Genomic DNA, 19769 nt, shown 5'->3' with positions numbered 1-19769 from the left:
TGTCCGGCTGGCCGGCGAGCGGAGTGCCCTTGCCGCCGCTCGCCGTCAGGCCTCTCAGGTACCGACCGCGATCTTGCGCGTCCGGCTTTGCGCCGCCTTGTCCTTGCCCAGCTTCAGGTGAAGCACGCCGCTTTTGTACTTGGCCTCGATCGCATCGGGATCGACATCGCGCGGCAACGTGAATTGACGCCGGAAGGAACCATAGGAACGCTCGCTCACCAGGCAGCCGTCGGTCTTCTCTTCCCGGTCGCTGCGCTTCTCACCGGAAACGGTCAGCACACCGTCGGCCACTTCGACGTCGATGTCCTTTTCTTCCATGCCCGGCAGTTCGAGCGCGACGTCGTAACGGTTGCCGCGATCGTGAATGTCCATTGCCGGGGTAAAGCGCATGGCCGCGGGCAGGCTGAAGAAGGACCGCGCCGGTCGCGCGAAACTGAAGTCGTCGAACAAGTGGTCGATCTCATCCCGCAACCGGCCGAACATGGCGGGCAGCGGCGCTTCGGACTGGGTGCGCGCAGGCAGGGTTGTCTGTTCGTTCATGATCAAGCTCTCCTCGTCTGCAACGCCTTTCATACGAGAGGCGGAGCGGTCGCGAGTCTGACCGCGGACCCTCGCTCGCGGAATCGGGGAACTTGCGGAACGGCCTTCTCCGTAGCTTTCCCGATTGCGGACCAGGAACCCAAAGTGTCCACTTCCCCGGTTTGCACGAGGAGACCGGTCATGGTCACATTCACCAGCGAGCGCCCGCCGCGTACTTCGCCGATCGAGGGGCTCGAGCATGTACGCATCGGGCAGCGCCCGGGCCTCGAGGCCATTCTCGGAATACCGGCCCAGGCCAAGGGCCTGGTCATTTTCGCGCATGGCAGCGGCAGCGGCCGGATGAGCCCGCGCAATAACTACGTCGCCACCAAACTGCGCGAGGCCGGTCTGGCGACCCTCCTGCTCGACTTGCTAACCGAACGCGAGGAGCTGGACCGCGCCAATGTGTTCGACATCGGCCTGCTCGCCTCGCGCCTGCGGGTCGCGACCGACTGGGCGGGTGATTTCGCGCCGACAGCGATGCTGCGTCCCTGCTACTTTGGCGCCAGCACCGGCGGCGGCGCGGCTCTGCTGGCGGCGGCCGAAGATCGGCGGATCGCCGCGGTGGTTTCGCGCGGTGGGCGTCCGGACCTCGCCGGAAGCCAGGCACTTGCCCGTGTCCGCGCACCCACTCTGCTGCTCGTGGGCAGCCTGGACGGGCCGGTCATCGGCCTCAACCGGGCCGCGGCCGACACGATGGGGTGCGAGCACAAGCTGACGATTGTGCCCGGAGCGGGCCACCTGTTCGAGGAGCCAGGCACGCTGGACGAAGTCGTCGAGCACGCGCGTGACTGGTTCCTCGGCCACCTGGGCGAGGGAGACGCAGGATGAGCAGGCGCTTCGCCAATCGGGCGGAGGCCGGCCGCCTGCTCGCGGAGGAGTTGCTCGCTCTCCGGCTGACCGAACCTGTCGTGCTCGCCCTGCCCCGGGGAGGCGTGCCCGTCGGGCTCGAAGTCGCAAGACTGTTGCACGCGCCGATGGACCTGCTGTTCGTCCGCAAGATCGGGGCGCCCGGGCATGCCGAATACGGCATCGGCGCAGTCGTCGATGGCACCCCGCCACAAGTCGTCATCAATGAAGCTCTTGCGCATTCAGTCGGCGCATCGTCCGAGTATATACGGCACCAGGTCGACCGGGAGGTGCAGGAAATCGCCCGTCACCGCAGCCTTTACCGGACTGGCCCCGCTGTCGCCCTGGCCGGACGAACGGTGATCGTGGTCGATGACGGTATCGCGACCGGGGGAACCGTGCGCGCGGCGCTCGAAGCGCTTCACCGGTCGGAAGCTCGCAGGATCGTCCTCGCCGTGCCGGTTTCACCGCGCGATGCGATCGAGGCTCTGGCACCCCTGTGCGATCACGTGGTCTGTCTGGAAACACCCTCCCCCTTCCACGCGGTGGGGGCGCACTACGTCGACTTTACCCAGACCACCGACGCAGAGGTGATCGACGCAATGCACGCTGCACAGGAATGCGCGCATGCGCCCTAGAGTTTCCGGTCGACCGGATGCGTGGTGAGCCCTGCTGGGTTCGAACCAGCGACCTACTGATTAAAAGTCAGTTGCTCTACCGACTGAGCTAAGGGCCCGACCGGGTGCCGCCCTAGTGCACTGGATTGGCGCGGGTCAAGCGGGCGTGGAATTGACGCACCGTCAGCGCGGTCACGGGATCGATCCACGAGGGGGCGATAGCCGCCGCAGGACCAAGGACGAACCTCCTGCGGCGGAACTGCGGATGAGGGACCAACAGACGACCGCTCGACCACGCGCCCTGACTCCACAGCACGATATCGAGGTCGAGCACGCGGGCGCCCCATTGCTGCCCTCGCCGACGGCGGCCAAAGCTTCGCTCGATCGTCTGGAGGCTGTCAAGCAGCGCATCGGGTCCCATTGCGCTCGAAATGATTGCCGCGGCATTTGCGTAGCGCCGTCGCGATGGGCCGAGCGGCTCGCTCGACACGACCGGTGAAGCGGCAAGCACCTCGTGACCGACGGCTCCCAGCGCCTCAAGCGCGGCCGCGAGCACCCGCCGCGGATCGCCATGGCGGGGGTGGCGCATGTTCGACCCCAGCGCGATCAGGTACCGGGAAGACTCCCCCAAGGGGTCAGATATCCTGGCAAATCCGCCCGTAAAGCTGCGGGCGGCGGTCCCTGAAAAATCCCATCCCAGCGCGATGCTTCGCCGCTCGAGCCAGATCGAGCTTCGCGAGCAGCACGCCGCTCTCGCCAGCGCCCATCTCGCGGACGTAATCGCCCCATTCGTCGCTGATGAAACTGTGGCCGTAGAACTGTTGTCCGTCCTCGTCCCCGATGCGGTTGGCCGCGACCACGGGCATGCAGTTGGATACCGCATGGCCCAGCATCGCGCGGCGCCACATGCGACTGGTGTCGAGTCCCTCGTCGTAAGGTTCGGAACCGATCGCGGTTGGGTAGAACAGCATTTCTGCCCCCATCAGCGCCATCACCCGCGCGCATTCCGGGTACCACTGGTCCCAGCAGATGCCGACGCCAATGCGCGTGCCGGCAACGTCCCAAACCTTGAACCCGTCGTTGCCGGGGCGGAAATAGTACTTTTCCTCGTAGCCCGGCCCATCGGGGATATGGCTCTTGCGATAGGTGCCTAGGATCTCGCCGCCTTCGTCCACCATTGCCAAGGTGTTGTAGTAGTGGTGCCCGTCGCGCTCAAAGAAGCTGGTCGGGATGACAACCTTCAGCTTCGCCGCCAGCGCGCGCATGGCGATCACCGAGGGATGCTCGGCCACCGGCCGCGCGAGCGAGAACAGCGCCTCGTCCTCGACCTGGCAGAAATAGCGCCCGGAGAAGAGCTCGGGCGGGCAGACGATCTTTGCGCCCTCCCCCGCCGCTTCTTCCACGAGGGCGGAGACGGCAGCGATGTTCTCTCGCTCGTCGTGCGAGGAAAGATCGAGCTGCAGCGCGGCGACTGTCACTTCGGTCATGCGCGACAACTAGGCCGCCGGCCGCAGATGACAACCCTGCCCCCGCTTCCTATCTGGCGGCGCGAAGGAGACTTTCATGAGCGAGCAGGCGATCCTGGCAGGCGGGTGCTTCTGGTGCACCGAGGCGGTATTCCGCGACGTGGTGGGGGTAAGCGAGGTAGAAAGCGGGTATATCGGCGGCACCACCGCTCATCCGACATACAAGCAAGTATGCAGCGGCGATACCGGCCATGCCGAGGCGATCCGCGTGACGTTCGATCCGGAAGTCATCTCGCTGCCCGAAATACTGGACGTGTTCCTTGGGACGCATGACCCGACCCAGCTAAACCGACAGGGCAACGACATCGGGACACAGTACCGCAGCGCAATCTTCCCACTCGACGGAAAGCAGCGGGCCGAGGCGAAGGCCGCGATCGATCGCTGGAACGCCGACCATGCCGGGCAGTCTGCCGTCACGACCATCGAGGGTCCCGCAGAATGGTATCCGGCCGAGGACTATCATCAGGAATACTGGGAAGGTGAAGGCCAACGAAATCCGTACTGCCTGGCGACGATTCCGCCCAAATTGATGAAGCTCAGGAAGAGCTTCCAGAACAAGGTGAAGGCCGGGAGCTAAGCGGGGGGCGCACGCCAGCGGGCGACGAAGAACCCGTCGAGCCCGCCGGCATCCGGCAGCATGCCGGGGTCGGTGCGCAGGCCTCCTTCGCTATCTGGCAGCAGCCCGGCCGGTAACTCCTCAGCGCGAATGGGCGCCGGCAGCAGCCCTTCGGGCTTCGGATGCCGCTCGCCTTCCTCGGGCTCGAGCGAGCAGACCGCGTAAACCAGCGTCCCGCCGGGGGCGAGCCAGCGCGCGGCGCGCTCCAGCAGTCGCTCCTGAAGCTCGGCCATCTCGGCGATCTGCCTCGCGTGAACGCGGTGGAGCACGTCGGGATTACGGCGGCAGGTGCCGGTCGCCGTGCACGGGGCGTCGAGCAGGATCGCTTCGAATTGACGCGTTGGCTCCCACGCGAGGGCGTCTGCGGCCACCACTTCGGCAGCGAGGCCGGTGCGGTCCAGGTTTTCCACCAGCCGGTCGAGCCGCTTGACGCTCTTGTCGAGCGCGGTCACCTGCCAGCCCGCTGCAGCGAGTTGGAGCATCTTGCCGCCGGGCGCGGCGCACAGGTCGAGCACGCGCCGTCCATTGCCTTCCCCGAGCAGCCGCGCAGGCAGCGAGGCGGCGAAATCCTGCACCCACCATTCGCCTTGCTGGAACCCGGCGAGGCGTTCGACCGCCGTGCCGCGCGCAAGCCTGACATGACCGGGCGCGAGGGAGACGCCGCCCAGTTCTGCCACCCACCGCTGGGTCTCTTTCCAGTTCTTGAGCGCTAGGTCGAGGGGCGGCGGCTCGGCCAGCGCGGCGGCGATCGGCCCGGCCCGCTCGCCCCACCGCGAGGCGACCGCGGCAGGCAAGGTCGGCACCGGCGGCAGCGCGGCCCCGCGCTTCACCAGGGTCGAGAACACCCCGTGAGCGAGGCGGCGGGGGCCGCCCGAAAGCAGCTCCAGCCCGGTCGCGATCACTGCATGCGGCGGCGTTGCCAGGCGGAAGACCTGGGCGAGCATCATCCGCAGCACCATGCGCGGCTTGGCATCGTCGGGCAGCACGTCCTTCGTCGCGGAGTCGATGAGGGCATCAAGGTCGACCAGCCAGCGCAAAGTCTCGCCGGCAATTGCACGGGCCAGCCCGCGGTCGCTCGGCGTCAGCCCCTTGGCGAACTGCCCTTCCGCCAGGTCAAGCGTCTCGCCGCGGCGCAAGACGGCATCGAGCATGCGCAGTGCCGCGGTGCGCGCGGCCAATCCCTGGATTTTTGCCATCGCAATGCCCCTAAAGCCGATTGCATCGCGGCGCCAGCGTGCCCATCTCGGGGGCATGGAACGCGCGACCAAACGCCCGCGGGAATTCGTGAAGCCCGCCCACTGGACGAGTGCGCCGCCGCCCAAGCCGAGCGAAGGCGCAGTGAACGAACCGCTCAGCCCGACCCGCTACGGCGACTGGGTAAAGGACGGCATCGCCATCGATTTCTAGAGCGGCGCGAACGTTACCTTCAGCCCGTCCTTGGGCTTGGGAATCGGCCACGGCTGCCAGGCGGGCTCGTACCCGTCCGCGATCTCGATCCGGTAGCGCTGGAGAAGCTGCGCCGTCAGTATCTTCACCTGCATGTAGGCGAAGTGCAGGCCTAGGCACATGTGGGCGCCGCCGCCGAAGGGCACCCAGGCATACTTGTGGCGCGCCTTTACCTTGTCTGGCGTGAAGCGCATCGGATCGAACGTTTCGGGGCTGACCCAGTATTCCTCCATGTGGTGCGTCAGATGGGTGTTGAACCCGCACGCCGCGCCCGCCGGGATGCGGACGCCCTTGAACTCGAAGCTCCTCAGCGCGCGGCGCGGGATCGAGGGAACCGGCGCGATCAGCCGCAGCGATTCCTTGAACGCCATCTCGAGCAGTTCGAACTTGCCCAGGTCATCGTAGGTCGCGCCGCGGGGCGCGCCCTTCGCATCCGGCCCGCCGGTGATCGCGAACACTTCCTGCCGGACCTTTTCCTGCCATTCCGGATGCTTGGCCAGCAGCCAGACGAGACTGGTGGCGCTGGAGGTGATGGTGTCGTGGGCGGCCATCATCAGGAAGTTCATGTGATCGACGACCTCGTCGACCGGGAGCAGGCTGCCGTCCTCGTTGGTCGCGGTGGCGAACTGGCTGAACATATCCTGTCCGTTGCCCTCCCCGGCCCGGCGGCGCAGCGTGAGCTTCGTGAAGTAATCGATGAGAAATTCGCGGCCCTTCACACCCTTGCGCATCTGGGTGAACGGCAGCGGCTTCCTCACCGGAGTAATCGAGGCCTGCACCATGTCGACGAAAGCCTGGTTGATCTTCTTCGATTCCGGCCCCCATGGCACGCCGATGAAGCTGTCAGCCGCCAGTGCCAGCGTGAGCTGCTTGATCGCCGGGTAGAACAGCATCTCTCCGCGCCACTTTCCGACTTCCGCAGCGATCCCGCGATCGAGCGCGTCGGCATAGTGGCGCATCGGCTCGGGCTTGAAGGCGATCGACAGCGCGCGCCGGTCCGCCCGGTGCTTCTCGAAATCGAGCAGCATCAGCCCGCGCGGGAACAGGCGGTGGAGTGCCGGGCCCCAGCCCTGTTCGGAGGAGAAAATCTTGTCCCGATCGAACAGCAGCAGTTCGTTCGCCTCGGCCCCGATCAGCGAGACATGCCACCGGCCCATGGCCTTGCTCTTGTAGACCGGTCCATACTCGCGAAACATCCGCCATGCGAAACCGTGCGGATCCCCGAGCATCTTGAACAGGTTGCCGATCACCGGCGGCCCCGCCTCGCCGGGAATGTGCGCCACGTCGGCATCTGTGAGCCAGCCTTCGGACCAGTGCCGTGGCGGTGTCTCGGCGGGCACATGAGGGGCGAAAGCGGGTTCGGCGAGCGTGGCCATCGGTAGCTCCAGGCAACTTACCCCAGTGTAAGTTGAGCCGGTTGTAAGTGCGCTAGAGCCAGCCGGCAAGCTCGCGCCGCACCAGCGCCTCGAGCATGTCCATCCCGGGATGGCGGGCATTGAGGCAGGCAAGCGCCGCGAACTCCTCGCCGCCCGCTCCGATGAATTGCTCGCGCCCGCGGATCGCCAGTTCCTCCAGCGTCTCCAGGCAATCAGCCGAGAATCCGGGCGCCGCGACAGCCAGCCGCCGCGTGCCCCGGCGCGCTTCTTCGGCCAGCACCGCATCGGTCGCCGGCTCCAGCCATTTGGCCCGGCCGAAGCGCGACTGAAACGTGGTCACGACGCGCAGGTCCGGCCTGCCGAGCGCGCCTTCGAGCAAACGCGCGGTCTTGCGCGAATGGCAGTGGTAGGGATCGCCAAGGTGAAGCGTGCGCTCGGGCATTCCGTGAAAGCTCAAAAGGAGCACTTCCGGGGCGAAGTGAAGCGCGTCGAGCTGGCTGCCGATGTCTCGCGCGAGCGCTTCGATATAGTGCGGATCGTCGTGATAAGGCGGCAGGGTACGCAAGGCAGGTTGCCAACGCATCGTTCGCAGCTTGTCCGCAGCCTTGTCCACAACGGTTGCGGTCGTTGCTGCGCTATATTGGGGATAGAGCGGCGCCAGCAGGATACGGTCGCAGCCAGCGTCCATCAGCTCCTGCATCGCCGCCCCGATCTTCGGCCGGCCATAGCGCATCGCATGCGCCACCATCACGTCGTCGCCCAGCCGTTCCTGGAGGCGCGCAGCCTGCTCGGCAGTGATCGCGGCGAGCGGTGAGCCGGCCTCGGTCCAGACCTGCGAATAGGCGTGCGCGCTTTTCTTCGGGCGGGTGGTGAGGATCGCGCCGCGCAGGATCGGCTGCCAGATCAGCGGCGGAATTTCCACCACGCGGCGATCGGAGAGGAACTCCGCGAGATAACGCCGCACCGAACGGGCATCGGGTGCGTCGGGCGTGCCGAGGTTGACCAGCAGGACGCCGATCCTGCCGGTGCGGACCGGCGGATGGTTTTCCGGGGTCGGGGACGCGGGCCGGGTCATATTCCCTCCGACAGAAGAGGCAGGCGGCGCAGACGCAGGCCGGCGGCTGAATTAAGAGCATTTGCGATGGCCGGGGCGGCCACCACCGCGCCGATTTCCCCGGGGTCGGCCGGTGGTCCATCGCCACGCATGACCTCTACGACGACTTCGGGGCAATCGTCGAGCCGGGGCAGCGCCAGCGCGCCCAGGCCGGCCTCGGCCGGCAGGCCATCCGCGAATGTCACCGCCGAACCCGTGGCAAGGCTGGTCCCGAAGATCAGCCCGCCCTCGATCTGCTGGCGCGCGATGCCGAGGTTGACGACCCGGCCAAGGTCGACCGCGGCAGACAGCTTTCCGACCCGCACCCCGCCCTCGCCGGCACGCGCGGTGGCGACGCACGCGATCCGCGCCACCGGGCCTTCGCCCTCAGGATCTCCTATTCGCCAGCAGGCAATTCCCTGTCCGCTCTGACCGGCGCCGCCGTCCCATTCGGCGAGCCTCGCCGCTCGCTGGAGGCATTCGGCCAGCCGTGGATCATGTCCGAGAAGCGCCATGCGGAACGAGAGCGGCTCGCGCCCGACGCGGCCGGCAAGCTCGTCCATGAAGCTCTCGACGATGAAAGCGAGATAGCCATGCGAGTTTCCCCGAAAGCGGCCGCTGGACAGGCCAACGTCCACCGCCACATGGTCGATGGCCAGCGCGGGAATGCCATATGGCGTTCCGGCCCCTTCGAAAGCGAGCGGGTCCGGTCCTGTTGCCGCCACTTCACGCGCGGCGACCGCAGTCTTGTTGCCGAACAGCCGCGCGCCGAACTCCTTCGTCGTGGCGGGCATGGCGACCCGCAGGCGCAAGGCTTGCGGCGTCCCGTCCTCGCGCGCGGTCCAGGCACTGGCAAGACAGGCAAGGGGCGCACGCGGGCGGCCGGCGATCATCTCCTGCCAGCGTGACCACACGAGTTGCACGGGGGCGCCGACTTCGGCCGCGATCACCGCCGCTTCGATCGCATGGTCGTGTTCCAGCCGCCGGTCGAAGCTGCCGCCGGCTGCCAGCGGGTAAAGGACGACATCGTTCGGCGAGAGGCCCACGGCCTTGGCGGCCGCTTCCCTAGCCTGCGCGGGAGCCTGGCTCGCCAACCACAGTTCGAGCCGTCCATCGGCCATCCGGGCGGTCGCGCTGGCAGTCTCGATCATCGCGTGGGTCGCAGGCGCAAGGTCGTAGCGATAGGTAACCGTCGGAGCGCCCAGATTGCTGTCGCCGTCGCCGCGGGTCAGGATACGGCGCGCTTCTCCTTTGGTCAGCGCTTCTTCGAGCTGCCGGTCGATGGTGCCGCTATCCGCGCGGCCCTCGGTGCGCCAACGGGGGGCCAGGGCATCGAGAGCGCGCTCGGCGGCCCACCAGGTGTCAGCCACCGCCGCGATCCAGCCCCTGGCCTTGACCACCTGTTTCAGTCCGAGCGCGCGGGCCCCTGCCCGGATGTCGTAGCCGGCCAGTTCGGTGTCGCCCGCCGGGCCGTGCCGGATCGCGGCGTAGAGCATGCCGGGGAGCCGCACATCGCCCCCGAACAGGAAGCTACCGTCCACCTTCGCGGGCAGATCGAGCCGCGGGTACGCGACTGGCTGGGATGGATTGCCGACAGTGGCCGTCTCTTGGTAGGGATTCGACCTCAACGGCGGGGGATCTGGCGGATCGAAGCGCGCCGCTTCCTCCGCCAGGGCTGCGAACGCGAGTTGTTTGCTTCCGTGCATGACGAGGCCGCCCTGCGCTTCGCACTGCTCGTAATCGACTCCCCAACGCTGCCCCGCCGCCATGCACAGCATTGCCCGTGCGGCGGCCGCCGCCTCGCGTGCCGGCCGCTCGTAGGCGGCTAGCGAAGTGCCATCTGCAGTCGCCATGAAGCCCTTCTCTCCCGCCCAACGGCGCGCGACCAGATCGTCAGGCCGGTCGGCGAGGCCGGAGGCGAGGGGCATCCACAAGGGAGCCCATTTTGCCGCGAGCGGCAGGTTCGGATAGGCACCCGAAACCGGCGCCGGCTCGACCGCGACCTGCCGCCAGTCGGCACCCATCTCGGCTGCGACCACCTGCGGTAAAAGGGTCGAAATCCCCTGCCCCATTTCCAGTTGGGGCACCGCTACCGTCAGCACTCCATCGCGGCCAAGCTTGAGCCAGGCCCCGAATGCCCACTCACCGCGCCCCGGTGTCAATGGAACGCCGTAATCGCGCGGCCAGAGACTCCACGCGACGAGCAGGCCGCCGCCGACCGCGGCTCCCGCAAGCAGGCCCCGGCGGCTGATCTGCACTGCTAGCCCGTCCTTCGATCCAGCCATTCGCCAACCCTCGCGGCAATCGCGCTGAACGGGGCGGCATCCTCTCCTTCGCCGGCGGCTGGCGGCGTACCGGCATCGCTGGCCTGCCGGACCGAAAGGCTCAGCGGAATGCGGCCGAGGAACGGGATTCCCGCCTGCTCGGCTGCCGCCTGCGCGCCGCCGCGACCGAACGGATCGCTCGTTTCGCCGCAGTGCGGGCAGACGTAACCGGCCATGTTCTCGACGAGGCCGATAATCGGCACCTTGCCCTGTTCAAACAGCTGCGCCGCGCGCTGGGCGTCGATCAGCGCCAGGTCCTGCGGGGTCGACACGATCACCGCGCCTGCCGGCTTGTGCTTCTGGAGCATGGTGATCTGGACGTCCCCGGTGCCCGGCGGAAGGTCGAGCAGGATGACCTCGACATCGCCCCATATCGCATCGACCAGTTGGCCGAATGCCCCGCTCGCCATCGGCCCGCGCCAGGCGAGAGCCTTCCCCGGCTCGACGAGGTGACCCATCGACAGCATGGGCACGCCAAAGCGGCTCATGACCGGGACCAGCTTGTCGCCCTCGGCCCTGGGACGCTGGCCTTCGGTGTCGAGCAACGTGGGCTGGCTCGGGCCATATACGTCGGCATCGACGAGACCGACCTTGCGCCCGGCACGCGCCAGGGCGACCGCGAGGTTGGCGGTCAGCGTGGACTTGCCGACGCCGCCCTTGCCCGATCCCACGGCAACGATGACCGGACCGGTCCGCGCCGGCTGCTCCGCCTTGTCAGCCATCAGCGCCACCCGCACCTCGCCCACTCCCGGCGCGCCGGCGAGCGCGGAGTGCGCCTCGCGCTCGAGAGCGTTTCGTGCAGCGGCATCGAGGCCCGAGGCGTCCAGTATCGCGGTGAGCGTTTCGCCCGACTGCTTGAGCGAGCGCACCCGCGCTGCGGCTTCGCGCGGCAGGCGCGCCTTCAGGTCTTCCAGGTCCATGTCGTTCGCGCCACTAGCAGGAAAATCGGGGAGGCAATCCCTGTTTTCCGGGCACCCCGATGTTCGGCCCCTGTTTTTCGGCAATAGGCCACCTATAAAGACCCGCATGGAGATCAATGACGGGACGGGAAGCTCGCATCCCATGGCAGGGGGCAAGAGCCCGTGGGGCGCGGGCAGCGGAAAACAGCCGACCGGCGACGGACCGAGCGGTAACGAACCGTCGCCTTCTGCTGACGAGCCCTCTGCCGACAAGCCGAAAGGCCCACGCAACCCGTGGCTGCCGCCTACTGACGAACCGCGCCGGTCCGCCAGTATCGAGGATATCTTCAAGCACCGTGGGCCTGAGGGACCGCGCCGGAGCGGCGGGGGCGGCGATGGGCCCGGTTTCCGGCTGCCGGAATTGCCCGGGGGCCGGAGCTGGTTTCCGCTCGCCATCGGCGCAATCCTCCTGGTCTGGCTGGCGTTTTCGATGGTGCACCAGATCGGCCCCAAGGAAGAAGGCGTCGTCACCACCTTCGGCAAGTACTCGCGCACTCTGACGCCCGGCCTGAGCGTCACTCTGCCCTGGCCGATCCAGCAAGTGGACGTCGAGCAGGTCAGCGAATTCCGGATCGAGCAAATCCCCGAAGGATCGGCGCAAAAGCTGATGCTGACGGGCGACCAGAACCTGGTCGATCTGAGCTACATCGTGCGGTGGACCATCAAGGACCTGAAGCAATACCGTTTCCAGCTCGCCCAGCCGGACGAAACCGTGCGCGAAGTGGCCGAAGCCGCGATGCGCGCCTCGGTCGCCCAGAAGAGCCTCAACCAAGTCCTGTCGGGATCGGGCCGCGCCGACATCGAGCAGAGCGTGATGAGCCGGATGCAGGCCATCCTCGACGCCTATGAGTCGGGCATCGCGATCCAGGGCGTGCAGATCCGCAAGACCGACCCGCCCAAGGAAGTGGAAGAAGCCTTCAAGGACGTATCCGCCGCGCAGCAGGACGCCGACGCCGAGATAAACCGAGCCGAAGCCTATGCGCAGCAGATCCTAGCCCGCGCACAAGGCGATGCGGCGTCGTTCGACAAGATCTATGCGCAGTACAAGCTTGCGCCGGAGGTGACCAAGCGGCGCCTCTATTACGAGACCATGGAGCGGGTATTGCGTCAGAACGACAAGACAGTGGTTGAGACCCAAGGCTTGCAGACATACCTGCCGTTGCCCGAGATCAAGAAGCGCGCCGAGGCTGCTCCGGCAGGGGGCCAGTGATGGAAACCTTCTGGGAAACTCACAAGACCTCGCTGATCGCTGCCGCAGTCGCGGTCGTCGCGGTGCTGTCGAGCATCGTCGTCGTGCCGGAAACCGAACAGGCGGTGATCATCCAGGCGGGCCGGCCCGACCGGGTCGCCAACCGCTTCGCACCGGACCGCCCCTATGGCGAGACCGGCGCGGGCATCGTCTTCCGCGTTCCGTTTTACGAGCGGGTCGAGCGAATCGACAAGCGCGTGCTCAGCGTGGACATGGAACCGCAGACGGTGCTCTCGACCGACCAGCTGCGCCTCAACGTCGATGCCTATGCGCGCTACCGGATCATCGACCCGGTGAAGATGGTGCAGACCGCGGGCACCCTCGCCACGGTCGACAGTCAGCTTGCGCAGATCCTGTCATCGGTCGTCCGGCAGGAGCTCGGGCGGCGTAGCTTCTCCGCCCTGCTCGCGGCCGAGCGGGGGAGCACGATGGCCAATATCCGCACCAAGCTTGATGCGCAGGCGCGCAAGTACGGAGCCCAGGTGATCGACGTGCGGATCAAGCGCGCCGACCTGCCTGACGGCACTCCGCTCGAATCCGCGTTCCGGCGAATGCAGAGCGCGCGGCAGCAGGAAGCTGCCACCTTGCGCGCGCAAGGGCAGAAGAACGGCCAGATCATCCGTGCCGAGGCCGAGGCCCAGGCAGCCAAGATCTACGCCGCCGCCTATGGCAAGGACCCGCAGTTCTACGATTTCTACCGAGCCATGCAGAGCTACGACACCACCTTCGCGGCGGATTCCAAATCGTCCACCACGATCATTCTTTCGCCCGAGAACGAATACCTGAAGCAGTTCCGCGGAAACCGGTGATCGATACGCCGGATATTCAATTGCGGTTAAGCCCCACAGGCGTGAATCGCCCTCGCGGCGGACACTCGGCCAGCGGCACGAGCGCCAAGGCCAGGATACAAGAGCAAAGGACGTTATGCGCGTGCGATATTCGTATGGACTGACTTCGGCCCTCCTCGTCGGAGGGGCAGCCGTTTCGCTCATCACCGGCAATCCGGCGGGCGCCCAGGTGGCACAGAACGATGATAGCCAGATGGCGCGCGTGGTGCCCCGCGCCGGGGCGCCGGAAGGGTTTGCCGATCTCACCGCCCAGCTCCAGCCGGCGGTGGTCAACATCTCGACGCGCCAGCGCATCCAGGTGCAGGCGCAGCAGAACCCCTTCGCCGGCACTCCTTTCGAAGGGCTGTTCGGCAATCGTGGCGGCAACGGGCAACCGACGACGCGCGAGGCGCAGTCGCTCGGCTCGGGCTTCCTGATTTCGGCGGACGGGTACGTGGTCACCAACAACCACGTGATCGCTCCGCAAGGCCGCGGCGAGGTTGAGGAAATCACCGTCACCACCGCCGATGGCACCGAATACCCCGCCAAGCTGATCGGCAACGATTCCTCGTCCGACCTCGCGGTGCTCAAGATCACCGCCCCCAAGCCGTTCCCTTTCGTGAAGTTCGGCGATTCCCGCCAGGCGCGGGTGGGCGACTGGGTGATCGCAATCGGTAATCCCTTCGCGCTGGGCGGCACTGTCACCAGCGGGATCGTCTCGGCGGTCTACCGTAACACCGGCTCGGGCGGCGCATACGATCGCTACATCCAGACCGACGCGAGCATCAACCGCGGCAACTCGGGCGGTCCGCTGTTCGACATGCAGGGCAACGTGATCGGCATCAACAATGCGATCTTCTCGCCTTCGGGTGGCAGCGTGGGCATCGGCTTCGCCATTCCCGCCGAGATCGCCGCGCCGATCGTCGAGAAGCTCAAGTCCGGCCAGGAAATCGAACGCGGCTACCTCGGCGTGCAGATCCAGCCGGTCGCCGGCGATCTCGCGGATTCGCTCAACCTTCCTCAGAACCGGGGCGAGTTCGTCCAGTCTGTCGAGCCAGGCCAGCCGGCCGACAAGGCGGGCATCAGACCGGGCGACGTAGTCACCAAGGTCAACGGCAAGGACGTGACGAGCGACCAGACGCTGTCGTTCCTGGTGGCCAACATTGCGCCGGGCACGCGCGTGCCGGTCGAGCTTTATCGCGAAGGCCAGCGCCGAACCGTCACGCTGACGGTCGGCAAGCGTCCCACCGACGAAGAGCTCGCCCAGTCGCAGATGTTCAATAACGATGCCCAGGCCGACGACGATGCGGCGCCGGGAGCCGCAGGCGACGACGCACTGGCGCAGAACCTCGGCCTGCAGGTGGCGCCGATGTCGCCGCGCTTCGCCCAGCAACTGGGCGTTTCGCCCGATACGGGCGGTTTGGTGATCCTCGGAGTCGATCCCGGCTCGGACGCGGGACAGAAAGGCATCCAGCCCGGCGATATCGTGGTCTCGGCCAACTACAAGGCCGTGGAGACGACGGCGGAGCTCCAGTCGATCGTGTCCTCGGCCAAGGCCGACAACCGCACTACCGTCCTGCTGCGCATCCAGCGCCGCGGCCGGCCTCTGACTTACGTGCCGATCCGCCTGCGCTGATCGCGCCGATTATCTGGTATCAAGCCCCGCCCGGCCCGGCCGCGGCGGGGCTTTTTCTGTCCCTCCCCGAAATGGAACGGAGCCACACGCTCCGCCCTGGAACCCTGCCCTAGAACTGGGGACGCTGGGCAGGGGTCGGCTGCGGCGCGGGCGTGCGCGGCCTGATGACAGGCTGTGCGGCGGGCGGAGGGGTGTTGCCGGTCGCCCGGTCAAGGAAATCGTCGGTCGCCGCCTGCGTGCCCTCGTCTGCCGGGCGGCGAGGCTGGGGGGCGGCGGGCCCGGGGAGGGCCTGCTCACCTTCGACCGGGAACGGGGGCGGCCCGGGGCCCTCACCCGAACGCTGCGGTTCGACGAGGTTGCCCGATTCATCGACGTAGTAATATTCGTCCGGGTCGCCCTGGAGGTAATACTCGTCGTCAGGCTCGAGCTGCCATTCGGGAAGCTTCAGTTCGGTGTTGAACTGCTCCACCGGACGATCTTTCACCGCGTACCGCATGTACGAGGCAAAGGCGCGAGCCGGCGCGGTGCCGCCCTGCAGTCCGGCGACCGCCTTGGCATCGTCGCGGCCCATCCAGACGCCGGTGGTAATGCCGCTGGAGAAGCCGAGGAACCAGCCATCCTTGTTCGATGACGTGGTCCCGGTCTTGCCGGCAACCGGGCGCCCGATCTGTGCCGCGCGTCCGGTGCCGGTGCTGACCGCGGTCTGCAGCAGGTCCGTCATGCCTGCGGCCACGTAGTCGGGCACCAGCCGCGTCGGCTCTTTCTTTTCGTGGCGATAGAGCACTTCGCCTTCGTTGGTGGTGACCTTCACGATGCCGAAGGGTTCGAGGCTGTTTCCGCCAGCCCCGACTTCCGCGAAGGCGCGAGTCATGTCGAGCACGCGGACTTCGCTCGATCCCAGGACCATCGCCGGGTAAGTCGAAATCGGTGTCGAGATGCCGAACCGCCGCGCCATCGACGCGACGGTACCGAACCCGACCTCGTTGCCGAGTTGCGCCGCGACGGTGTTCTTGGAGTAGGCGAAGGCGGTGCGCAGGTCGATTTCGCCGGCATATGACCCGCCGGAGTTGCGCGGGCTCCATCCGTCGATCGTCACCGGCACGTCCTTCACCCGGTCCTCCGGCGTGTACCCGGCCTCCAGTGCGGAAAGATAGACGAACAGCTTCCACGCCGATCCCGGTTGGCGCAGCGCCTCGGTCGCCCGATTGTAGTTGGTCGCGACGTAATCGGTGCCCCCTACCATCGCCAGCACGGCGCCGTCGCGGTCGAGGCTGACCAGCGCGCCCTGGGCGCCGCGCGGCACGTTGGACTTTATCGCCGCCGCAGCGGCCTGCTGCATGCCGACGTCGAGCGTCGTCCATACCTCGATCGGCTCGAACGTCTCGGGCAACAGGATATCGAGTTGCGGCAGCGCCCAGTCGGTGAAGTAGCGCACCGAGTTCTGGCTGGTGTCCTTCTTCAACTTCACCGCCGAAGGATCGACCGCCGCCTCGCTGGCGGAAATGCGTCCCTGTTGGCGCATCAGGTCGAGCACCACGTTGGCGCGGTTGACCGCCGCATCGACGTCCGCGGTCGGCGAGAAACGGCTCGGCGCCTTGACGAGGCCCGCTATGATTGCCGCCTCGGCGGTCGACAGGTGGGTAGCCGGGTGGCTGAAGAACTTGCGGCTGGCGGAATCGACGCCATAGGCGCCGCCGCCGAAGTAGACCTTGTTGAGGTAGAGCTCGAGGATCTGCTGCTTGGAGAACTTGGCCTCCAACGCCATCGCCAGGATCGCCTCGCGCGCCTTGCGGTCCACCGAGCGGTTTGAGTTCAGGAACAGGTTGCGCGCGAGCTGCTGGGTAATCGTCGAGGTCGCCTGCAGCCGGCTGTCACCCGTGATCCAGATGTAGACCGCGCGCGTCAGGCCGATCGGATCGACCCCGAAATGGGAGAAGAAGCGCCGGTCCTCGACCGAGACCATCGCGTCCTTCATCACTTCGGGTATTTGGCTGCTGTCGAGCCACCTGCCGTAACTCGGCCCAAGTTCGACGATCTCGCTGCCGTCCCGGGCACGAACCACGATGGTCTGGCCCGGTTGGGTCGCCTTGAGCGCGGAGTAACTCGGCAGCGACCGCGCCGCGAAGGCCACCGCGAGGCCGAGAAACAGCGCGCCCAGCAGCGCGACCGCGCCGCCCCAGATCAGAAGCCGCCGGAGCCAGAGACGCCATCCGGCATCTTGCCGGCGCGGCTTGGCCGACTGCCGCCTGCGCTGCGCCTCGGCAGCAGCCCGTCGGCTTCCCCGCTTCGCCATCTATCGTCCCGCTACCCTCATGTTCCTGGCGCGAGGTGCATAGGCGAGATGAAACCGGCGGTGAACGATTATTCCGCGCCCTCGCCGCGAGGTTCGAATTCGAGCGCGGCGGAATTGATGCAGTAACGCAGCCCGCCGGCTTCGCGCGGGCCGTCCGGAAACACGTGGCCGAGGTGTCCGGCGCATTTGGCGCACGTCACTTCGGTGCGGATCATGCCGTGGCTGAGATCGCGATGCTCGTCGATTTTCGAACCGTCTGCGGGCGCCGTAAAGGCCGGCCAGCCGCAGCCGCTGTCGTACTTGGCATCGCTGACAAACAGGGTTTCGCCGCAACCGGCGCAGCGGTACTCGCCCGCGGCCTTGTTCTTGTCGTACTTGCCGGTGAAAGCGCGCTCGGTGCCTTTCTCGCGCAGGATGTGAAACTGCTCGGGGCTGAGCTTTTCGCGCCACTCGGCGGCGGACAGGTTCTTGAGATCGATGGTCATCGCAGAAGGCTCCTTCGCGACGGATATGGGAAGGTGGCGGAGCGCTCTCAACCGTCGACTTGCGCGTAATGGACTGGCGGCTGGATCACTTCCATCCGCTCGGTAAGCAACGGCCGGAAGCTCGGGCGGCTCTTGAACACGGCGTACCAGGCGCGCGACTGCTCATGGCCTGTCCAGTCGATCCCGCCGAGGTAGTCGGCGACCGAGATCTGCGCGGCGGCGGCGAGATCGGCCAGGCTCATCGTCGCGCCCGCCAGCCAGGCCCGCGTATCGACCAGCCAGTCGATGTATTCGAGGTGCTCGTGCGCCAGCTTCATCGCCTCGCGCAAGGTGCGGCTGTCGGGCGGCTGGCGCAGAACAAGGCGCTTCTTCATTCGCTCGTGAAGCAGCGGCGCGGTGACGTCGCCATAGAAGTTCTCGTCGAACAGGGCGACCAGCCGGCGTATCTCAGCGCGATTGGCGGCGGTGCCGTTGATCATCGCCGCGCGGTCGACCGTTTCCTCGAAGTATTCGCAGATCGCGCGGCTATCGGCGAGCACCACGCCCTTCGCCTTATCCTCCAGCACCGGGGTGCGTCCCGCCGCGTTGAGGCGCCAGAACCCCTCCGACGGTTCCCACGGGTTCTCGCGCCACAGTTCGTAGCCGATGCCCTTTTCGGACATGAGCAGACGCACCTTGCGGCTGAACGGGCAGAGCGGGAACTGGTAAAGGCGCCACATCGCCCGCTGTCATGCACCAGCGACGCGGTGGAATCCACCGTTCGCGCTTCAATTAAACGACGGAAAAGTCAGTCGGGAAGACCGGCCTGCTCGACCGCGTCGCGCATTCTTTCGGCCATCTCGCGCAAGGCAGGCATCATGGCCGAGAAGCCCCCCGCCATGCCTGCCATCGCGCCCATCGCGCGGGGCAGCTTGTCATGGATCTCGGCCGGCACGTCCCGGGCTTCCGGAGAGGCCCTGCGCAAAGTCAGGTCGGGATCGACCGCGCGCGGATCCTCGCCCGCCGCTTCGGCAACCGCGCGCGCCAGCGGGGCGAGCGGCAAGTCGAGAAGCGCCTCCGAAGCGGCGGCCATGCCGTCGGCCATTTGCTGCTGCAAGACCGGGTCGCGGAGCGCCTCGGCGGTGCGCGCCGCGGCCGCTTCGGGATCGTCCTGCGCGGCCAAGGGCAGCGGCGCGAACAGCGCGGCAAGGACGATACCGGCGATTATCGGACGCATGAAAGCACACTCCTGGACGGCGAAACCTACGGGAAACGTAGTCGAGGGCGCTTGACCGGCGCTGAACGTTGCCGGCAGCCCGCCGCGCTAAAGCCCCGACGCGTCGAGCAGCACAAGGCAAGCCGGCATTGCCGCAGCGAGCGCCGTCCGATCATCCGACAGGGCACGCGCATTTTGCGTGATCGTGTTGGCGACCGCGTCCCGGCTGCGTCCGGTTTCGTCCATCACCGCCGCCGATGCGCGGACCATGAACTCGCGCCCGCGAGAGGCCAGAGGAGGCCAGCCGGTCGCCTCCCCGCGCGCTTGCGCAGCGGCGCCGAGCGCGAACGCGGCCGAGCAGCGCAGCGCGCCGGCCTGTTGCAGTGTCAGCGGAGCGGGCTCGGGAGGGGCATCCTGCGCAAGGGCGGGACCGGCCAGCAGAAGGGCGAAAGGCGCGAGGCGAATGATCATTCTCCATCCTTAGCGCGGTCTACCTGAACCGCACCATCGCCGCGCACCTCGTGGTTCCTTTTTCCTACTCGCCTCGGCCGTGCCAAGGCAGGTGACATGCCTTTCACTCGTACCGTTTCCTCCCGCCCTTTCAGCCTCCTCAAGCGAACGGGGCTCCTCTCTCAGGACAGTGGTCCATGTGGTCCACGGTTCACCCTCGCGGTCGCCAGCATGAACGACAAACTCTCC

At 67.0% G+C, this 19769-nt stretch carries 20 protein-coding genes and 1 tRNA gene; 7 read left to right on the top strand and 14 right to left on the bottom strand.

The genetic code is table 11. The features are described from left to right. Positions 1-54: 54 nt before the first annotated feature. Positions 55-540 carry an Hsp20/alpha crystallin family protein gene (locus IEW58_RS01215; protein ID WP_188643469.1) on the bottom strand — a complete coding sequence of 162 codons (486 nt, stop codon included), beginning with the start codon at positions 538-540 and terminating at the stop codon, positions 55-57. Between the two features lie 180 nt (positions 541-720). On the opposite strand from IEW58_RS01215, the gene IEW58_RS01210 reads away from it, so the two are divergent. Together IEW58_RS01210 and IEW58_RS01205 are read left to right on the top strand one after the other, a co-directional pair. Further along, the gene (locus IEW58_RS01210; RefSeq protein ID WP_188643468.1) at positions 721-1410 is read left to right on the top strand and encodes a dienelactone hydrolase family protein; all 690 of its coding nucleotides are present in this window, start codon (positions 721-723) and stop codon (positions 1408-1410) included. Beyond that, on the top strand, positions 1407-2066 hold the full coding sequence (locus tag IEW58_RS01205) for a phosphoribosyltransferase (protein ID WP_188643467.1): 660 nt from the start codon (positions 1407-1409) through the stop codon (positions 2064-2066). The genes IEW58_RS01210 and IEW58_RS01205 overlap by 4 nt, the downstream gene beginning before the upstream one ends. A 22-nt stretch (positions 2067-2088) precedes the next feature. On the opposite strand, the gene IEW58_RS01200 is transcribed toward IEW58_RS01205, so the two are convergent. The 3 genes from IEW58_RS01200 to aguB all read right to left on the bottom strand — a co-directional run bounded on the left by IEW58_RS01200 (position 2089) and on the right by aguB (position 3532). Continuing rightward, positions 2089-2164, bottom strand: a tRNA-Lys gene (locus tag IEW58_RS01200). Positions 2165-2178: 14 nt separating this feature from the next. Then, positions 2179-2634, bottom strand: coding sequence for a 2-amino-4-hydroxy-6-hydroxymethyldihydropteridine diphosphokinase (gene folK / locus IEW58_RS01195; protein ID WP_229658607.1), 456 nt, complete (start codon positions 2632-2634; stop codon positions 2179-2181). Between the two features lie 46 nt (positions 2635-2680). Next, positions 2681-3532, bottom strand: a complete 852-nt coding sequence (gene aguB / locus IEW58_RS01190; RefSeq protein ID WP_188643465.1) for an N-carbamoylputrescine amidase — start codon at positions 3530-3532, stop codon at positions 2681-2683. A 76-nt stretch (positions 3533-3608) separates the two neighbouring features. Here aguB and msrA point away from each other — a divergent pair, with 76 nt between their 5' ends. Then, positions 3609-4148: a peptide-methionine (S)-S-oxide reductase MsrA gene (gene msrA, locus IEW58_RS01185; RefSeq protein WP_188643464.1), complete on the top strand. Its 540-nt coding sequence runs from the start codon at positions 3609-3611 to the stop codon at positions 4146-4148. Here the strand turns inward: msrA and IEW58_RS01180 are convergent. Next, positions 4145-5383 carry an RsmB/NOP family class I SAM-dependent RNA methyltransferase gene (locus IEW58_RS01180; RefSeq protein ID WP_188643463.1) on the bottom strand — a complete coding sequence of 413 codons (1239 nt, stop codon included), beginning with the start codon at positions 5381-5383 and terminating at the stop codon, positions 4145-4147. The genes msrA and IEW58_RS01180 overlap by 4 nt on opposite strands. Positions 5384-5438: 55 nt before the next feature. Here IEW58_RS01180 and IEW58_RS01175 point away from each other — a divergent pair, with 55 nt between their 5' ends. Next, positions 5439-5594 carry a DUF1674 domain-containing protein gene (locus IEW58_RS01175; protein WP_188643462.1) on the top strand — a complete coding sequence of 52 codons (156 nt, stop codon included), beginning with the start codon at positions 5439-5441 and terminating at the stop codon, positions 5592-5594. Here the strand turns inward: IEW58_RS01175 and IEW58_RS01170 are convergent. The 4 genes from IEW58_RS01170 to IEW58_RS01155 are packed head-to-tail and all read right to left on the bottom strand — an operon-like array spanning position 5591 to position 11346. Then, positions 5591-7009: a cytochrome P450 gene (locus IEW58_RS01170; RefSeq protein WP_188643461.1), complete on the bottom strand. Its 1419-nt coding sequence runs from the start codon at positions 7007-7009 to the stop codon at positions 5591-5593. The two genes, IEW58_RS01175 and IEW58_RS01170, sit on opposite strands and share 4 nt — an antisense overlap. A 52-nt stretch (positions 7010-7061) precedes the next feature. After that, entirely contained in the window at positions 7062-8084 is a 1023-nt protein-coding gene (gene hemH, locus IEW58_RS01165) for a ferrochelatase (protein ID WP_188643460.1), read from the bottom strand. After that, positions 8081-10387, bottom strand: coding sequence for a molybdopterin cofactor-binding domain-containing protein (locus IEW58_RS01160; protein ID WP_229658368.1), 2307 nt, complete (start codon positions 10385-10387; stop codon positions 8081-8083). The genes hemH and IEW58_RS01160 overlap by 4 nt, the downstream gene beginning before the upstream one ends. Then, positions 10363-11346, bottom strand: coding sequence for an Mrp/NBP35 family ATP-binding protein (locus IEW58_RS01155; protein WP_188643459.1), 984 nt, complete (start codon positions 11344-11346; stop codon positions 10363-10365). The genes IEW58_RS01160 and IEW58_RS01155 overlap by 25 nt, the downstream gene beginning before the upstream one ends. A 106-nt stretch (positions 11347-11452) precedes the next feature. Here IEW58_RS01155 and hflK point away from each other — a divergent pair, with 106 nt between their 5' ends. The 3 genes from hflK to IEW58_RS01140 all read left to right on the top strand — a co-directional run bounded on the left by hflK (position 11453) and on the right by IEW58_RS01140 (position 15097). Beyond that, complete coding sequence (gene hflK / locus IEW58_RS01150) at positions 11453-12595, top strand: FtsH protease activity modulator HflK (protein ID WP_229658367.1); 1143 nt, start codon at positions 11453-11455, stop codon at positions 12593-12595. Beyond that, positions 12595-13443 carry a protease modulator HflC gene (hflC, locus tag IEW58_RS01145; protein WP_188643458.1) on the top strand — a complete coding sequence of 283 codons (849 nt, stop codon included), beginning with the start codon at positions 12595-12597 and terminating at the stop codon, positions 13441-13443. The genes hflK and hflC overlap by 1 nt, the downstream gene beginning before the upstream one ends. A 115-nt stretch (positions 13444-13558) precedes the next feature. After that, positions 13559-15097 carry a Do family serine endopeptidase gene (locus IEW58_RS01140; RefSeq protein WP_229658366.1) on the top strand — a complete coding sequence of 513 codons (1539 nt, stop codon included), beginning with the start codon at positions 13559-13561 and terminating at the stop codon, positions 15095-15097. A 109-nt stretch (positions 15098-15206) separates the two neighbouring features. On the opposite strand, the gene IEW58_RS01135 is transcribed toward IEW58_RS01140, so the two are convergent. The 5 genes from IEW58_RS01135 to IEW58_RS01115 all read right to left on the bottom strand — a co-directional run bounded on the left by IEW58_RS01135 (position 15207) and on the right by IEW58_RS01115 (position 19541). Then, a complete protein-coding gene (locus IEW58_RS01135) occupies positions 15207-17390 on the bottom strand; it encodes a transglycosylase domain-containing protein (RefSeq protein WP_188643456.1) in 2184 nt (727 codons plus the stop codon). Positions 17391-17458: 68 nt separating this feature from the next. Next, positions 17459-17875, bottom strand: coding sequence for a peptide-methionine (R)-S-oxide reductase MsrB (msrB, locus tag IEW58_RS01130; protein ID WP_188643455.1), 417 nt, complete (start codon positions 17873-17875; stop codon positions 17459-17461). 47 nt (positions 17876-17922) lie between these two features. After that, the gene (locus IEW58_RS01125) at positions 17923-18594 is read right to left on the bottom strand and encodes a glutathione S-transferase family protein (protein ID WP_188643454.1); all 672 of its coding nucleotides are present in this window, start codon (positions 18592-18594) and stop codon (positions 17923-17925) included. A 68-nt stretch (positions 18595-18662) separates the two neighbouring features. Further along, entirely contained in the window at positions 18663-19091 is a 429-nt protein-coding gene (locus tag IEW58_RS01120; protein ID WP_188643453.1) for a hypothetical protein, read from the bottom strand. A gap of 87 nt (positions 19092-19178) precedes the next feature. After that, positions 19179-19541, bottom strand: a complete 363-nt coding sequence (locus IEW58_RS01115) for a hypothetical protein (RefSeq protein ID WP_188643452.1) — start codon at positions 19539-19541, stop codon at positions 19179-19181. Positions 19542-19769 lie beyond the last annotated feature (228 nt).

Source organism: Tsuneonella deserti, from assembly GCF_014644315.1.
In the GTDB taxonomy this organism is placed as follows: domain Bacteria; phylum Pseudomonadota; class Alphaproteobacteria; order Sphingomonadales; family Sphingomonadaceae; genus Tsuneonella; species Tsuneonella deserti.
Note: the sequence above shows the minus strand (reverse complement) of the source record. Positions and strands in the feature narration are given on the sequence as shown.

Coding starts and splice junctions, on each gene's coding strand:
- IEW58_RS01215 (WP_188643469.1), bottom strand. CDS start 540: ATGAACGAACAGACAACCCTGCCTGCGCGCACCCAGTCCGAAGCGCCG.
- IEW58_RS01210 (WP_188643468.1), top strand. CDS start 721: ATGGTCACATTCACCAGCGAGCGCCCGCCGCGTACTTCGCCGATCGAG.
- IEW58_RS01205 (WP_188643467.1), top strand. CDS start 1,407: ATGAGCAGGCGCTTCGCCAATCGGGCGGAGGCCGGCCGCCTGCTCGCG.
- folK (WP_229658607.1), bottom strand. CDS start 2,634: ATGCGCCACCCCCGCCATGGCGATCCGCGGCGGGTGCTCGCGGCCGCG.
- aguB (WP_188643465.1), bottom strand. CDS start 3,532: ATGACCGAAGTGACAGTCGCCGCGCTGCAGCTCGATCTTTCCTCGCAC.
- msrA (WP_188643464.1), top strand. CDS start 3,609: ATGAGCGAGCAGGCGATCCTGGCAGGCGGGTGCTTCTGGTGCACCGAG.
- IEW58_RS01180 (WP_188643463.1), bottom strand. CDS start 5,383: ATGGCAAAAATCCAGGGATTGGCCGCGCGCACCGCGGCACTGCGCATG.
- IEW58_RS01175 (WP_188643462.1), top strand. CDS start 5,439: ATGGAACGCGCGACCAAACGCCCGCGGGAATTCGTGAAGCCCGCCCAC.
- IEW58_RS01170 (WP_188643461.1), bottom strand. CDS start 7,009: ATGGCCACGCTCGCCGAACCCGCTTTCGCCCCTCATGTGCCCGCCGAG.
- hemH (WP_188643460.1), bottom strand. CDS start 8,084: ATGACCCGGCCCGCGTCCCCGACCCCGGAAAACCATCCGCCGGTCCGC.
- IEW58_RS01160 (WP_229658368.1), bottom strand. CDS start 10,387: ATGGCTGGATCGAAGGACGGGCTAGCAGTGCAGATCAGCCGCCGGGGC.
- IEW58_RS01155 (WP_188643459.1), bottom strand. CDS start 11,346: ATGGACCTGGAAGACCTGAAGGCGCGCCTGCCGCGCGAAGCCGCAGCG.
- hflK (WP_229658367.1), top strand. CDS start 11,453: ATGGAGATCAATGACGGGACGGGAAGCTCGCATCCCATGGCAGGGGGC.
- hflC (WP_188643458.1), top strand. CDS start 12,595: ATGGAAACCTTCTGGGAAACTCACAAGACCTCGCTGATCGCTGCCGCA.
- IEW58_RS01140 (WP_229658366.1), top strand. CDS start 13,559: ATGCGCGTGCGATATTCGTATGGACTGACTTCGGCCCTCCTCGTCGGA.
- IEW58_RS01135 (WP_188643456.1), bottom strand. CDS start 17,390: ATGGCGAAGCGGGGAAGCCGACGGGCTGCTGCCGAGGCGCAGCGCAGG.
- msrB (WP_188643455.1), bottom strand. CDS start 17,875: ATGACCATCGATCTCAAGAACCTGTCCGCCGCCGAGTGGCGCGAAAAG.
- IEW58_RS01125 (WP_188643454.1), bottom strand. CDS start 18,594: ATGTGGCGCCTTTACCAGTTCCCGCTCTGCCCGTTCAGCCGCAAGGTG.
- IEW58_RS01120 (WP_188643453.1), bottom strand. CDS start 19,091: ATGCGTCCGATAATCGCCGGTATCGTCCTTGCCGCGCTGTTCGCGCCG.
- IEW58_RS01115 (WP_188643452.1), bottom strand. CDS start 19,541: ATGATCATTCGCCTCGCGCCTTTCGCCCTTCTGCTGGCCGGTCCCGCC.